This is a genomic window from Serratia sp. CY29653, from assembly GCF_052169255.1.
GTDB lineage: Bacteria > Pseudomonadota > Gammaproteobacteria > Enterobacterales > Enterobacteriaceae > Serratia > Serratia sarumanii.
In genome coordinates this window covers 112,758-126,628 of record NZ_JBJNLC010000006.1, presented here as the reverse complement: position 1 = coordinate 126,628, position 13,871 = coordinate 112,758, and the positions used below count along the sequence as shown (strand labels likewise).

The window sequence follows — 13,871 nt, the reverse complement described above, 5'->3', positions numbered from 1 at the left end:
AAAAATTCGGCGCCAGTATAACCGCCCGGCGGTGGAGTGTATGCCGCAATTGCGCCCGTCGGCGTGCCGCTGTCGATTCAGCCGCCTTATTTCAAACGGTTAGCGGAGTTAAAACTGCTTACAGTCGCGGTTTGTTTGTTACCGGCCCGCAGCCCATGCTGAACGAAATACCGCAATTATCGAGCCGTTATGAACGCAACCCCCTTGCAGAAACACGCCGTTTGGCAGCTGATCAAACCCTTTTGGGTGTCGGAGGAGCGATGGCGCGCCTGGATGATGCTGATCGCCATCGTCGTCCTGTCGCTCGGTCTGGTCTATATCAGCGTGCAGATCAACCAGTGGAACCAAGTGTTCTACGATGCGCTGCAGAACAAAAACTACCCGGTATTCAAGGCGCAGCTGTGGCGTTTTACCTATCTGGCGCTGATCTTCATCGTGCTGGCGGTCTACAAGATCTACCTGACTCAGGGGCTGCAGATGCGCTGGCGGCGCTGGATGACGGAAAAGTTCATGGAAAAATGGCTGGCGCACCAGGCGTATTACCACACCGAGCAGCAGCAGATCGTCGATAACCCCGATCAGCGTATCGCCGAAGATCTCAACGTCTTGACCCAATATACCCTGTCGCTGTCGCTCGGGCTGCTCTCCAGCCTGGTGACGCTGTTTTCCTTTATCGACATCCTATGGCACGTCAGCGGGCCGATGACCTTCGCGCTCGGCCAGCACGCCATCACGCTGCCCGGTTATATGGTGTGGTTCGCGCTGCTGTATGCGGTGCTGGGATCGCTGCTGATCTGGTGGGTCGGCAAACCGCTGGTCATGCTGGGCTTCAACCAGGAACGGTATGAGGCAAACTTCCGTTTCGGCCTGATCCGCATCCGCGAAAACAACGACGCCATCGCGCTGTACCACGGCGAACCGCGCGAGGCGCAGCAGCTGGGCGACCGTTTTGACACCATTCGCAGCAACTGGTGGGCTATTATGCGCATCACCCGGCGGCTGAACATCGCCACCAACTTCTACGGCCAGTTCGCCATTGTATTTCCCCTGCTGGTGGCGGCACCGCGCTACTTCTCCGGCGCCATTCAGATGGGCGGCCTGATGCAGATCGCCTCGGCCTTCGGCCAGGTACAGGGTGCGCTGTCGTGGTTCATCGACGCATTTAACGATTTGGCGACCTGGAAAGCCTGCGTCAACCGTCTGGCCGGCTTCAACGCCGCCGTCGATCAGGTGCATCATCAGCCGCGCGGCATTCAGCTGCGGGAAGAGACCGCCCATCCGTTGACGCTGAGCAACCTCAGCCTGCACTTGCCCGACGGCCAGCCGCTGCTGGCCGGCGCCGAAATGACGCTGCAACGCGGCGATCGCCTGCTGATCGTCGGCCCTTCCGGCTGCGGCAAGTCGACGCTGCTGCGGGCCATCGCCGGTATCTGGCCTTACGGCGCGGGCGCCATCGGGGTAGCGGCCAATGCCAACACGTTGTTCCTGCCGCAGCGCAGCTACATTCCGATCGGCACGCTGCGCGAAGCGTTGAGCTACCCGAGCCTGGCGTCGGAATACAGCGATCCGCAGCTGATGCGGGTGCTGGAAAACTGCCGCCTGAAACACCTGCAGCGCTGGCTGGATACCTCCGCCAACTGGAGCCACCGCCTGTCGCCGGGCGAGCAACAGCGGCTGGCGTTCGCCCGCGCCCTGTTGATTCGCCCGAACATCCTGTTCCTCGACGAGGCCACCAGCGCGCTGGACGACGAAACCGAACAACTGATGTACTGCCTGCTGGTGGATGAACTGCCGGACGTGACGCTGATCAGCGTGGCGCACCGCAACAGCGTGGCGAAGTACCACCAGACCTGCTGGCGCTTCAGCCGCAGCGAAGATCAAGCGGCGCGCCTGGCGCTGAGCCCGCTGCCGGCATAACCCGCAGAGCCGGGCGCGGCGGCGCCCGGTGTTCGTTCAGATGCCGTCGGCCGGCACGTCTTCACATTTCACCCGGCGGCGCTCATGCCACAGGCTGGTCAGGCCGCGTTTGCCGCACGCCAGCGCCACCTCGCGAAACTCATCCAGGCTCAACCCGTCGCGCTCCAGCATCATTTCCGCCGCCAGCTGCATGTTGACGCCGGTCAGCACTTCGCAATCGCCCTGCGCATCCGCCAGTTCGCAGGCGCTGCGAAACGGCGAACCGCCGAGCATGTCGGTGAGAAACACCACACCGTCCGGCTGCGCCACCGCCGCCAGCGCCGAGCGCAAGGCGTCGTTGAGCTGCGCGGTGCTCATCTGTTCAGGGAAATCGACCGCCGCGCAGTGCCGCTGCGGCCCCACCACCTGCTCCACCGCCTGCAACAGCCCGGTGGCGAAGCCGCCGTGGCCGGTAATCACAATGCCTGGCATAGCCCACACCTCACAAAATGCCGATAAATTTGCCCGCCACGCCGATCGCTACGGTGACGCCAATCAGCTTCACCGGCGAGAAACCGCGCTTCATCAGGAAGAAAATGAGCAGCGTGAAGCACAGCGGCAACAAGTTGGGCATCAACTTGTCCAGCACGTCTGTCTGCAGCGCCACCCTGGCCTTGCCGGCATGCATCACCAGCGGCGTGGACAGATGCACATACGAGGCCACCAGCGCGCCGATCACCGTCATGCCGACGATCGACGCGGCGTGAGAAATGCGCCGGGTGTGGGTCTTCAACAGCGCCAGCGCGCTGGTGCCGGCCTGATAGCCGTAGTGCGCCAGCCCGAAGCGCAGGCCGAAGTGGAACAGGTTGAACAGCAGCAGGAAGACGATCGGCCCGAACAGGCTGCCCTCCAATGCCAGCGAAGCGCCTATCCCGGCGCAGATCGGCAACAGCGTCAGCCAAAACAGCGCGTCGCCGATGCCGCCGAGCGGCCCCATCAGCGCCACTTTCACCGCGCGAATGGTGGAGATCTTCTCCTTGTTCTGCTCCATCGCCAGCACCAGGCCGGACAGGAAGGTGACGTCGAACGGGTGCACGTTGATAAATTCCATGTGCATCTTCATCGAGTTGGCCAGATCCTGCGGGTTGCGGTGGATCTTGCGCAGCCCGGGTATCAGTTGGTACAGCCAGCCGCCGGCCTGCATGCGTTCATAGTTGAACGACGCCTGCAGCAGCAGCGAACGCCAGGCCATACGGTTGATGTCACCGCGCGTCAGCGCGTCGGCGGGCTGGCTGTCCAGATAGTCGTCCTGCTCCACCTGGCTGGTGGCCAGCGCCTGCGCCATGCGTTGCTCGGCCTTTTGCGCCAGCAGATCGTCGGAATCGTTAAATGCCATCTTCGGCGTCCTCCTGCGGAGCGGGCCGGGCCGTCGCCTCTGCCGCGCCGCGTTGCGTGTTGAAGAAATCGATCAGGGCGATCGCCAGGGCGCCCAGCGCCACCGCCAGGATCGGCAGCTTGAGGAACGTGACCGAGATAAAGCCGAGGATAAAATAGGCCACGTAGGTTTTTTTCATCATCACCTTCATCAGCAGCGAGAAGCCGATCGCCGGCATCATGCCGCCCGCCACCGCCAGCCCGTCCAGCAGCCAACCCGGCGCCTTCTGCACCATGGCGCTGGCCGCATCGGCGCCGAAGTAAATCGGCAGGAACGCCACCACGAAATAGAAGATGAACAGGATGCCGATGCCGAGATAGTTCACCCGTTCGACGCCGCGCCAGTTCAGCTCTTTCACCATGCGATCGCAGCGGTGCATCATCGGCGAGAACAGCGTAAACAGCAGCGTGATGCAGCCCTGCACCGCAATCGAGAATGGCACTGCCACGCCGATCGCCACTTTAGGATCGGCCTTGGTCAGAATGGCGAACGCGGTGCCGATCACCCCGCCGATCACCACGTTCGGCGGTTGGGCGCCCGCCAGCGGCACCATCCCCATCCACACCAGCTCCAGCGTGCCGCCCACCAGCAAGCCGGTGTAGACATCGCCCAAAATCAGCCCCACCAGCGGCCCCATCACCACCGGCCGGTGGAAGTGGGTCAGGCCGTCGAACAGATCCACCCCCGCCAGCCCGGCCAACAACGCAATCAATAACGCATCCGTCAACATGCTTTCCCCCTGGCTCAAAAGAGCAATTTGCCGATCGCCTCGCCCGCCTCATCCGGCACCCGGCGCACTTCGCACTCCACGCCCAGCGCCGCTAACGCGCGAAACGCGGCCACGTCGCCGTCGTCCAGCGACACCGTTTTGTGCACCTGCCGCTTCCCCTCGGCGAAGTGCATGTTGCCGACGTTGACGAAACGGATCGGCACCCCGCCGCGCACCAGCGTCAACACATCCTGCGGCGTTTTGCACACCAGAAAAATCTTCTGCCGATCCGCCGCCTTGTGGATCACGTCGATGGTTTTCTGCAGCGTGAAGTAGCGGGTCTGCACCCCTTCCGCCACCACCATGTCCATCAGGTTCTGCTGCACCGGATCGGCGGCGGCCTCGTCGTTGGCCACCACCACCAGGTTGGCGCCGAGGGTGTTGGTCCAGGTCACGCCCACCTGGCCGTGCACCAGGCGATTGTCGATGCGGGTCATTAAAATGTTCGGCATGTCAGCGGCCCTCCGGGTAGCAGGCGGCGTGGTAATCGTCGAGCACCTGCGTCACTTTATGCAGCACCCACTCTTGCGGATCGGCGCTCAATTCGCCGGCGTTCAGCGCCCGCGCCTGATCCGGCAGGTACTGGCTGAGCAGCGCCAGCGGCGCCGGGCTGCGGCGCAGGTTGTCCAGCAGCCCGTCGACCGCCTGCTGCACCTGCGGCTGCGGCCAGTAGTAACGCACCCGATCGCTCAGGCTGTAGTGGCGATCGAGGTACTGTTGGTGCGGCGTGCCGTGGTAGTAGCGGCTCCACTGCTGCGGCTGCTCGCGCATCACCTGCTCCAGCGTGGCGCACAGCTGCGCCGACTGGCGCTCCCCCAGCCATTCACGCTCGATGCGATCGAGGGCGAACAGCGCTTCGCGCAGCGCGAAGGTCAGCGCCGGCCCCACCTTCAGGATGGCGAAGTGATCGCGCACCAGTTGGCGGTAGGCCTGCGGCGGCTGATAGTCCGTGGAGTGCGCTTCATAGATCATGCCCGGCTGGCGTTCGATGAAATGGCTCAAGGCGTCGGCGCGCTGCGGCTGATAGCGTTCGACGCTGTGGTGATCGAACTCGACGCCCGGCTGCACCACCAGCGCGATGGTTCTCTGCCAGGCATCGTTCAGCTCGGCCTGTTGCCAGGCGATACGGTGCGTTTCCAGCGTTTGCGCCACCGCCTGCGGCGTGGTGACCTGCAGACTCGCCAGCGCCTCCTGCGCGCCGCCCGGCACCGGCACTTCGGTGCCAATCACATAGACCGGCGCTTCGCCGCCGCTCTGCATCCAGACCCGCTCCGCCACCGCGCACAAGCGCGCCGCACGCTCGGCGACCGTGGCATCCCCCAGGGGCGAGGGATCGCCGGCGCACGACATGGAACAATCGAGGTGAATCTTGCGAAATCCGGCGCGAACGTAATCGTCGATCAAGGTTTCCGCCAGCGCCATCGCCTCCTGAGCCGGGCGATCTTGCCAGGCGTTGGGCCCCAGGTGATCGCCGCCCAGCCACACGCGATCGCGCGCCAGGCCAACCTCATCCGCCAGATGCCACAGCGCATCGCGGAACTGGGCCGCCGTTTGGCCGGTATAGCCGCCGAACTGATTGACCTGGTTGGACGTCGCCTCCACCAATACCGGCGTGCCGCGCGCTTTGGCCTGCCGCAGCGCGGCCTTCAGAACCCAGGGATGGGCGGAACAGACGGAAAAGATCCCGACCGGCATACCGGCCTTGTGCTGCTCGACAAGCTGTAACAACTGCTGCATGAAGCCCCCATGCAGGCGCCCTGCTACCGATCGGCGATGATGACCTCTACGCCCAGCTCGGTTAACGCCCGCTCGTAATCGTCCGGAAGACGGCTGTCGGTGATCAGCCGATGGATTTGTCCGGCTTCGCGAATCATGCAAAAGCTCTTGCGACCGAATTTGCTGGCATCCGCCACCGCGATAATCTCGCGCGCCACCTCGCACATCACGCGATTGAGGTGCGCCTCACCGGGGTGAGGCGTGGTAATGCCGGCGCTCAGATCGAACCCGTCGACGCCCAAAAACAGCTTGTCGAAGCGGTACTGACGCAATTGCTGCTCGGCGGCCGGACCGTAGAGCGAGTAAGAGTTGCGGCGCACGCTGCCCCCCAGCACCATGACCTCCACCCCGTCGTTTCCCGAAAGCTCGTAGGCAATGTTCAGCGCATTGGTCATCACCACCAGATCGCGCCGCCCCTTCAGGAACGGCACGATCTGCGTGGTGGTGGAGCCGGAATCGAGGATCAGCGCATCGCCGTCGCGCACATAGCCGGCCGCCGCGTTGGCGATCAGCGTTTTGACGTCGCGATTCAACCGCCCCTTGTCCCGCAGCGGCCGATCGAAAGCGAATTGCTGATTGAGCATCGCGCCGCCGTAAGCGCGCAGCGCACACCCTTTTCGTTCCAAAAAGCGCAGATCGTTGCGGATCGTCACCGTGGATACCGCAAACTGTTTGCTGAGCTGCTCCACGCGCACGCTGCCGTGCTCGCATAACAGATCGATAATGTGTTCACGTCGCTTTGCGGTATTCACTGGCATGAGCTGCGGTCCTCAGGTTTCCGGCATCGCCGGGGAGAAGATGGCTTTCGCTCTACTGCGCAGGCATTACAGCAAAGCGAAAGCAATGAAATTGTGATCGGGCTTACAGCCCGGTTTTAGCAAAAAAACCGCCAAAAAACCTTTCGAATCGAAACGGATCGAAAAGCCCAAAAGCGGAAGGGAGAAAAAGTGAAATGCCATGATGGGCGAGAAGCCCGGAGCGCCGAGGTGCGGGCTGCGAGGAAAGCGAAAGCGGCGCCTGGCGCGCCCCGCGCCCTGACTTTTAGTTCACTCAGTGACCAGGATCACATAATGGCAATTATCCTGCGGCCGGCGAGGGTTAACCGCCGCCATCCCGCCGGGCCATCCCCTTGTCAGCGCGCGCCATCTTCCCTACACTTGCGATCGGATACCGTCGATTTGTCGGTACGTAAGCGTTAACGTCAATCAACGCATCATGCCATGCAGCACTGATTGACTGCATGCCCTGGTGCGAGGAACCCATGCCGCAACCCGCTTCACCCCCAGCGTCCACCGCGACCCCGCGTCGCCGATTACACCGCCCCGTTCTGCTGATCGTCGGCATTATGCTGATCGCGGCCAACCTGCGCGCCGCCCTGACCAGCGTCGGCCCGCTGCTGGAACAGATCCAGCAGCAGCTGGCGTTGTCCGCCACCGCCGCCGGCCTGATCAACTCGCTGCCGCTGATCCTGTTCGCCATCCTCTCGCCATTGACTCCGGCGCTGGCGAAACGCATCGGCATCGAGCGCACCCTGGGTCTCGCCCTCGCGCTGCTGGTCTGCGGCATCGCGCTGCGTTCCCTGCCGCAAGACGCCATGCTATGGCCGGGCAGCATCCTGATCGGCGCCGCCATCGCCTTCGCCAACGTAGTGCTGCCGACGCTGGTGAAAAGAGATTTCCCGCATCGCGCCGCCGCGATGATCGCCGCCTATGCGGCGGTGATGTCGCTGGTTGCCGCCATCGCCTCCGGCCTGGCGGTGCCGCTGGCTGCCCTGGCCGACCTCGGCTGGCGTTTCTCCTTGCTGTGCTGGGGGTTGCCCGCGTTGCTGGCGCTGCTGGTGTGGCTGCCGCAGCTGCGACGCTCAGCCACTCCCGCCGCCAAAGCGCCGCAGCCGACGGAGCCACAGCGCTATCGCTCTCCCTGGGGCAGCGCGCTGGGTTGGCAAGTGGCGATGTTCATGGGGCTGCAATCGATCGCCTTCTACACCATCATCGGCTGGTTCAGCGCCTTTGCCGCCAGCTACGGCACCTCAGCTCAGCAGGCAGGTTTCGAGCTGTTCGTTTACCAGGTGGTGGCCATCGTCGCCAACTTTGTCATGGTGGTGATTTTGCCGCGCGCACACGATCAACGGGCGATAGCGCTGGGCAGCTCGCTGCTGATCTTTATCGGCGTCGGGGGATTGTTGGTGCAACCCGCCAGTTCACTGGTGTGGCTGACGTTTGCCGGATTGGGGGCGGGGAGTTCGCTGGTGCTGGCGCTGTCGTTCTTTGGATTGCGCAGCCAACATCATCATCAGGCGACGCTGCTGTCGGGTATGGCGCAATCCGTCGGTTATCTGTTGGCGGCGCTGGGGCCCACCCTATTCGGCCTGCTGCACGATCTGACGGCAGGTTGGCGTTTGCCGTTGATCGCCCTGCTGTGCCTGACCGTCTTGCAAATGCTGTTCGGCGCGCTGGCCGGCCGCCGCCGCGTGATCAGCTAACGCGGCTGCGCGATGGGGGCCGCGGCGGCTCAGAGTCGGTATCCTGCCATAAGTCTTCAATAAAGGCGCGCTGCTCATCGCTCAGCACCCATGACGGCGGAATTTTGGACTGTGCGCGACGCTCAGCGCCCTCACGGTTTTTAGCCTGCTTCTTGTTCACGAATCGCCTTCCTGCTTAACCTGCTAACTCAGTAACCAGTAAATCACGGCGGCGGTTAACAGCCAGAACAGCCCGCTACCGATAAATACACACAGCCATGCTCTATGTTTGATATCTGATCCATCCTTGCTCACCACAGCGCCCTCAACCAATAGATTAAACCATTCAAACCGTGATTATCGATCTATTTTAACGATCGATAAAGTAGCTTTTTCCTATGGAAATTTAAAAAACAGCTGCCAGCCATAGGCCTGCATCACCGCCTCAGTAAGAACGACACCGTGGATATCACTGTTATCGGCAGGCGATAACTTGTATTGATAGGCGAACGAAGGTGCAGTGTGCCATACCTTGGAAGGTCGAAATTAAACCACTGGTAAATAATTCAACTATCAATTATTTGACTGGCCGTAAGCCAAATCGGCAACAGGCAGCGCTGGAGACGGGGGAGAAAATGAAGCGATGTACTGGGATCATGCGGAGAGAAGCACCGGCCCGTTTTGGTCTCGCTCGGGCCGGCGTGAGTTAACCGATTCTGCTGACGGAATCCCGGCTGGCGTGTTCACGTTCGCTGCCGGTCAGCTCACGTAAATGGCCTGAGCGCATCTCAAGCAACCGATCGGCGTGTTCGAAATAGTGATCGTCATGGCTGATGGCAAACACCGTTTTGCCCATCGCGCGCAGCTCCGGCAATAGTTCACGATAGAAAGTGCGCCGAAATTGCGGATCCTGATCCGCGGCCCATTCATCCAACAGCAAGATATCGCGCTGTTCCGCCACCGCCAGCAGCAAAGCCAGACGTTTGCGTTGCCCCTGCGACAGTTGCGGATTGGTCACCCTGGTGCCGTCAAACTGCAGTTTGCTTTTCATATTCAACCGCTCGAGCCAGATGGCGACCAGATCCGCATCGGGTTCGCCACCTTCCGGCCCTTGCAAGCGATCGAACTGATGAAAATCGGTGAAAATCGCCGAAAACAGCCGCCGGTAGCCCGGCATATCCGCTGCGCTCTGTGCGACGCCATCCAGAACGATATGGCCGCTCACCGGCCGGTACAACCCGGTCAACAACATCGCCAGCGTTGACTTGCCGCTGCCGTTGCCGCCGATCAGAAAGACCAGCTCACCACGCCGCAGCGTCAGATTGAGCGGCCCGACGGCAAAACCGGGCTGCTGTTCGGTATCTGCATAGTGAAAAACCACGTCGCGCAGCTCCAGCGTCTGCCAGGGGCGACCAACGGCGGCAGGAAACGCCGGTTGATACTCGGCCAGGCGCAGCGTCTTCAGCTTGTTAAAGGCTACTTCGGCGCTGACCAGCGTCGGAAACGCTCCGACCGCTTGCAGTAATGGCGTGCGCAAAAACAGCAGCGTCAGTGAATAGGTGGCGGCCACCGCCGAGTCCGCCCATCCCAGACTGTTGGCCATAAAGAACACCAGCCCAATCGCGCCCAACATCATGATGTTTGACCAGTTGAGCGCGCTCAAATGGAAGGTATCGGCGCGAATGATGTGGTGGCGATAAGCTTGCGCATCGGGCTGATAGGCCTGTTCGTACAGCGCCTGCGCCCGCTTGCGGTTCAACGTCAGTTCCTTGCGGCCGTCAATCACCGACTCATAACGATGATAGAGACGCTCTTCAGACTCACGCAAACTGGCCATATGACGATAAACCCGTGATACCAGGCAGCCGCTGCCCACGACGGTCACCGCCACCCAGACAGCCGTGACCGCCAGCATTTTCGGCGATAGCCACCCCAGATAGGCCGCTGCCCCCAGGGTTAAAATCACCCCTTGTACCAGTTCAGGCAGGCGCACGAAGGCAACGGTGATATTGCGGATATCGCTGGACAGGCTGGCCAACAATGAGGCGCTGCCCAATTGTTCGAGGCGTTCAATATCGGTATCCAAAATGCGCTTCACTAACTGCCCACGCAGGCGATAGACGAAGTAATGGCCCAATGTCGTCAGCGCCAATTGCGAACCCAAGGTGACCGCTATCAACAATGCCAACAGGGCGAGAAACACCGGCAGCACGGCCAAGGCATCGCCGCCGGCGTCCATCAGGTATTGATTGATAAAAGCAATGATACCGATACCTAAGCCGGCGCTGGCCATGGTCAATGCCATGACAGCCAGAAATGGCCAACGATACTGGTGATAAACCACCCGTAGCAGTTCCATGAAAAAACCTCTGAAGTCGCGATCTGGCAGGCATTGTAAGCGGCGTGAGAATGAGATCAAGACGAATTCTCAACACAGTTTATCAAGCACCGTTCTGAGAGAGGCGGTATCCCCGTGGCCATCTGACGGTGGCAAAATTTCCATACGGCTCTTACAGGACGCTCAATATTCGCTGATTAAATAGCTTCCCGAAATAAATTAAATAAACATATATTAATCAAAAAGCCATTCACTTAAAAAATAAAACAATAAAAACCCATGCATTCACAAATGAAATTATTTATTTTCTTTGCCGCCTATTATGTTCCAATGCTTTAATAAAGCGTCATAATAGAAATCGCCAACATCTAAGACGCAGGAAAGGAAAATGAAAAAAAGGAAGTTTCTTAGTCAGGTTGAAATTGAGCAACTGATAGCCGCTGTGCATGAAGGAAAAAATAGCATTCGAGATCGTTGTTTACTATTAATGTGCTTTATTCACGGCTTGCGGGTTAGCGAACTGCGTGCATTGCGCCTTCAGGATATTGACCTTACCTCCAATAGGATCCATATATCCCGGTTGAAAAACGGGTTTTCCGTTCAGCACCCCATTCAACCGCGAGAACGGCAAGCGCTGTTAAACTGGCTGGCCCAACGGACGAACTATCCTGACGCTGAAGCGCCATGGCTATTCCTGTCGCGCCACGGCGGGCAGATATCACGTCAGCAGCTCTATCGGTTGATGAGAATGTATGGCGAGATGGCCGGCATTAGCGTTCAGGTCCATCCTCACATGTTGCGACATTCCTGCGGTTACGCCCTTGCGGATAAAGGGATCGATACGCGTTTGATTCAGGATTATTTAGGGCACAAAAATATCCAGAATACGGTGATTTACACCGCGACCAACGTTGAGCGATTCCGCACGATCAACATTTAACCTCACGACGAAAATAATTACGCAGCCCCGTCCTCCGTTAAACAACACATCGAGTGCAATGCAATATTCAGATGGGAGAGGCAGCCCGGCACGTCATCAACGGCTTACTCAGCAATATTTTAACGCCGAGCTGCTTTTCATGCATCAGCGCCAGGGATAGGCCACGCTGGGTAAGCTTTTAACGGCAAGCCTGCCGATAAATCATAGCCCATACCGTTTCATTAAAGGTTAGGTGCCTTTTGACCATTTCCCCCCCAATTGCCGCGCAATATTGCCGTGCAGAGAAAACAGTTCGCTGTCATTCTTCACCTGCAGTTTACGCATGGCGCTGCATTTATGCGCGCTGATCGTCTTGATGCTGCGCCGTTGCAACTCGGCGATTTGCCGCAGGCTCATTCCGTTGAACAAAAAGGCCAAGACGTCGCTCTCACAGCGGGTCAACTTTCGCGTTGCCGCCTCCTCTCCGCTAACGGAGGGCGCCAGAAAAGCGCCTATCTGCGGGCTCAACACGCGTTCCCCAAGCAGCACGCGATTAAAAAACTCCGCCACCAGCGGCAAAGCGTCATCTCTGGCTACGATGCTGATATTGGGCTGGTTCAACAGACGCCCCACCTCTTCTGCATTCTGGCAGCGGGTATAGACGATCACCCGCAATTCGGGCAACTGCGTGCACAAGGCAAGCAACGTTTCCCTGCCCTGAGCGACCGTTTCATCTTCACCATCCATCTCGCTAATCAGCACGTCAGCCTGCTGATAGACCACGCTATCCGCCACCGCGCGGACGCTGGTTTCCTTTACGACGACTTTTGCCTGGGTTGGCAGCGTTTTTAAAAAACTCGCCAACCCCTCCAGCGTTAATGGGCATCTGTCCATTAACGCTATGTTCAGCGGCTGCTGACGCCATGAATGCATAATCTGCTCCTATGCTTGCTTACCCCAGAGGCATCGCACGCTTGCCTAGCGAACAAAAGACGAACCTTGCGCAGCCATCCATTTCCCCTGAAGATACAATTCCCCATCGCTGTGAAATCCCAACTTCAACATCGCATTGCGTTTATGCGTGCTGACGGTGCGAATATCACGGCACATCGTTAACGCCACGCTGGTCACGCTTTTACCGGAAAACAACTGGGTCAGCACATCCAGTTCCTTCGCCGTCAAAGGCTTGTCGGCTGTCGCCTCATGCAATTGACGCTGACGCACCCGATGGCTGAAACTGCTGCAGCCCGCCAAGACCTGTTGGACGCAATGAGTCAACGCAATGGCCGGCTCTTGCTTCAACATCAGGCCGCGGATGCCGGATGCGATCAGTTGCCGCAGCAGCCTGGGCTCATCCAATGCCGTACAAATAATTATCGCGGTGTCCGGCGAGCTTTCACGCACATCGGCAATCAGCCTGAAGCCGTCCAATACCAATTCTGATTTGCCGCACAAATCCATCACCAGTAAACGATGCGTGTGCTGAGTGAATAAGGCTCTCAGCGCCACCAGGTTCGTCACCTGTCGAACGTTGTCGGGCTGTAGACCGCAGGACTCAATCAATCGGTTTCTCATCCCCAACGCCGTGAGGGGGCAAGGCTCCATGATAGCCACGGCCCCCGTCGCCGCATTGCCGGCCGCCAAGGTTGTTCCATAGGGATAATTAATATTCATATCATCACCTTAAATCTGTCGTTAACCTTCCATCTAGGGCAGCCCTTTGTCTACTGATAGACGAAAGTGACCTGCAGAGCCCCTTCTATCGAACCGGGCGTTGAACCGCCATTGACGCTGAATGCCCGCGCCCGCAAATTGAATTTGGCTTCATTCGTCGCCCGATTAACTAACTGGGCCATACTCTTGCCATTGCCCAGGTTTGCCCCCTGGCTATTTTGCAATTCAATTTGCACTCGGCGAGAACTGCCGGTGCTTTTGTACAAGCTGGCACCTTCATCCGCAGCCGTTCCGCTGAAGGTCGCGACGACCGACGTGGTGGTGCTTGGGCAGTTTTTTAGCGTCAAAGGGAACTCCACCCACGGGCTAAAGGCACCGGAGGTCGCCAGTACGGCGGCAGAAATATCGTCCCCCAGATTGACCGAAACCGTGCCGTTCGCGCCGTCGATTTCACAGGGTGCCGCTTTGATGTTGCCGGTAATCACTATTTTTGATACGGCATGCGCCGACGGCATCGCCAGGAGAAACAGGCCCGCCAGCGCCAATTTACAGCCAATACCGCTAAAAACCTTCCCCATAATCTGCTCCTTCTCGTTTAACGCC

Annotated in this window: 14 protein-coding genes; 3 read left to right on the top strand and 11 right to left on the bottom strand. The window is 59.5% G+C overall.

Annotated features, from left to right (window positions below):
* Window positions 1-189 precede the first annotated feature (189 nt).
* Window positions 190-1,917: an ABC transporter ATP-binding protein/permease gene (locus ACJ8HN_RS21695; RefSeq protein ID WP_033654097.1), complete on the top strand. Its 1,728-nt coding sequence runs from the start codon at window positions 190-192 to the stop codon at window positions 1,915-1,917.
* A 36-nt stretch (window positions 1,918-1,953) separates the two neighbouring features.
* Here the strand turns inward: ACJ8HN_RS21695 and agaF are convergent, their stop codons facing one another.
* Genes agaF through agaR form a run of 6 tightly spaced genes read right to left on the bottom strand, consistent with a single transcriptional unit; the run spans window position 1,954 to window position 6,634 of the window.
* The gene (agaF, locus tag ACJ8HN_RS21690) at window positions 1,954-2,388 is read right to left on the bottom strand and encodes a PTS galactosamine/N-acetylgalactosamine transporter subunit IIA (protein WP_033654096.1); all 435 of its coding nucleotides are present in this window, start codon (window positions 2,386-2,388) and stop codon (window positions 1,954-1,956) included.
* Window positions 2,389-2,398: 10 nt separating this feature from the next.
* A complete protein-coding gene (locus tag ACJ8HN_RS21685) occupies window positions 2,399-3,292 on the bottom strand; it encodes a PTS system mannose/fructose/sorbose family transporter subunit IID (RefSeq protein WP_033635783.1) in 894 nt (297 codons plus the stop codon).
* Window positions 3,282-4,061 (bottom strand): PTS N-acetylgalactosamine transporter subunit IIC, encoded by a 780-nt coding sequence (gene agaW / locus ACJ8HN_RS21680; RefSeq protein WP_033635784.1) that lies wholly within the window; start codon window positions 4,059-4,061, stop codon window positions 3,282-3,284. Before agaW ends, ACJ8HN_RS21685 begins: the two co-directional genes overlap by 11 nt.
* Before the next feature lie 14 nt (window positions 4,062-4,075).
* On the bottom strand, window positions 4,076-4,552 hold the full coding sequence (agaV, locus tag ACJ8HN_RS21675) for a PTS N-acetylgalactosamine transporter subunit IIB (RefSeq protein WP_019455696.1): 477 nt from the start codon (window positions 4,550-4,552) through the stop codon (window positions 4,076-4,078).
* Window position 4,553: 1 nt separating this feature from the next.
* Window positions 4,554-5,837: a D-tagatose-bisphosphate aldolase, class II, non-catalytic subunit gene (locus tag ACJ8HN_RS21670; protein ID WP_442523932.1), complete on the bottom strand. Its 1,284-nt coding sequence runs from the start codon at window positions 5,835-5,837 to the stop codon at window positions 4,554-4,556.
* 23 nt (window positions 5,838-5,860) lie between these two features.
* A complete protein-coding gene (gene agaR / locus ACJ8HN_RS21665; RefSeq protein WP_033649488.1) occupies window positions 5,861-6,634 on the bottom strand; it encodes a transcriptional repressor AgaR in 774 nt (257 codons plus the stop codon).
* A 503-nt stretch (window positions 6,635-7,137) separates the two neighbouring features.
* Here agaR and ACJ8HN_RS21660 point away from each other — a divergent pair.
* A complete protein-coding gene (locus ACJ8HN_RS21660; protein WP_049194773.1) occupies window positions 7,138-8,358 on the top strand; it encodes a CynX/NimT family MFS transporter in 1,221 nt (406 codons plus the stop codon).
* Window positions 8,359-8,541: 183 nt separating this feature from the next.
* Here ACJ8HN_RS21660 and ACJ8HN_RS21655 read toward each other — a convergent pair whose 3' ends face one another.
* Both ACJ8HN_RS21655 and ACJ8HN_RS21650 read right to left on the bottom strand, forming a co-directional pair.
* Window positions 8,542-8,652 (bottom strand): YmiA family putative membrane protein, encoded by a 111-nt coding sequence (locus tag ACJ8HN_RS21655; protein ID WP_442523931.1) that lies wholly within the window; start codon window positions 8,650-8,652, stop codon window positions 8,542-8,544.
* 391 nt (window positions 8,653-9,043) lie between these two features.
* Window positions 9,044-10,696: a multidrug ABC transporter permease/ATP-binding protein gene (locus tag ACJ8HN_RS21650; protein ID WP_101455645.1), complete on the bottom strand. Its 1,653-nt coding sequence runs from the start codon at window positions 10,694-10,696 to the stop codon at window positions 9,044-9,046.
* Between the two features lie 367 nt (window positions 10,697-11,063).
* On the opposite strand from ACJ8HN_RS21650, the gene ACJ8HN_RS21645 reads away from it, so the two are divergent.
* Window positions 11,064-11,615: a tyrosine-type DNA invertase gene (locus ACJ8HN_RS21645; RefSeq protein WP_161764798.1), complete on the top strand. Its 552-nt coding sequence runs from the start codon at window positions 11,064-11,066 to the stop codon at window positions 11,613-11,615.
* 228 nt (window positions 11,616-11,843) lie between these two features.
* Here the strand turns inward: ACJ8HN_RS21645 and ACJ8HN_RS21640 are convergent, their stop codons facing one another.
* Genes ACJ8HN_RS21640 through ACJ8HN_RS21630 form a run of 3 tightly spaced genes read right to left on the bottom strand, consistent with a single transcriptional unit; the run spans window position 11,844 to window position 13,846 of the window.
* Window positions 11,844-12,527 (bottom strand): response regulator transcription factor, encoded by a 684-nt coding sequence (locus tag ACJ8HN_RS21640; protein WP_049232261.1) that lies wholly within the window; start codon window positions 12,525-12,527, stop codon window positions 11,844-11,846.
* A gap of 45 nt (window positions 12,528-12,572) precedes the next feature.
* Window positions 12,573-13,268, bottom strand: a complete 696-nt coding sequence (locus ACJ8HN_RS21635) for a response regulator transcription factor (protein ID WP_033649483.1) — start codon at window positions 13,266-13,268, stop codon at window positions 12,573-12,575.
* A 50-nt stretch (window positions 13,269-13,318) separates the two neighbouring features.
* Window positions 13,319-13,846 (bottom strand): fimbrial protein, encoded by a 528-nt coding sequence (locus ACJ8HN_RS21630; RefSeq protein WP_033649482.1) that lies wholly within the window; start codon window positions 13,844-13,846, stop codon window positions 13,319-13,321.
* Window positions 13,847-13,871: the final 25 nt, after the last annotated feature.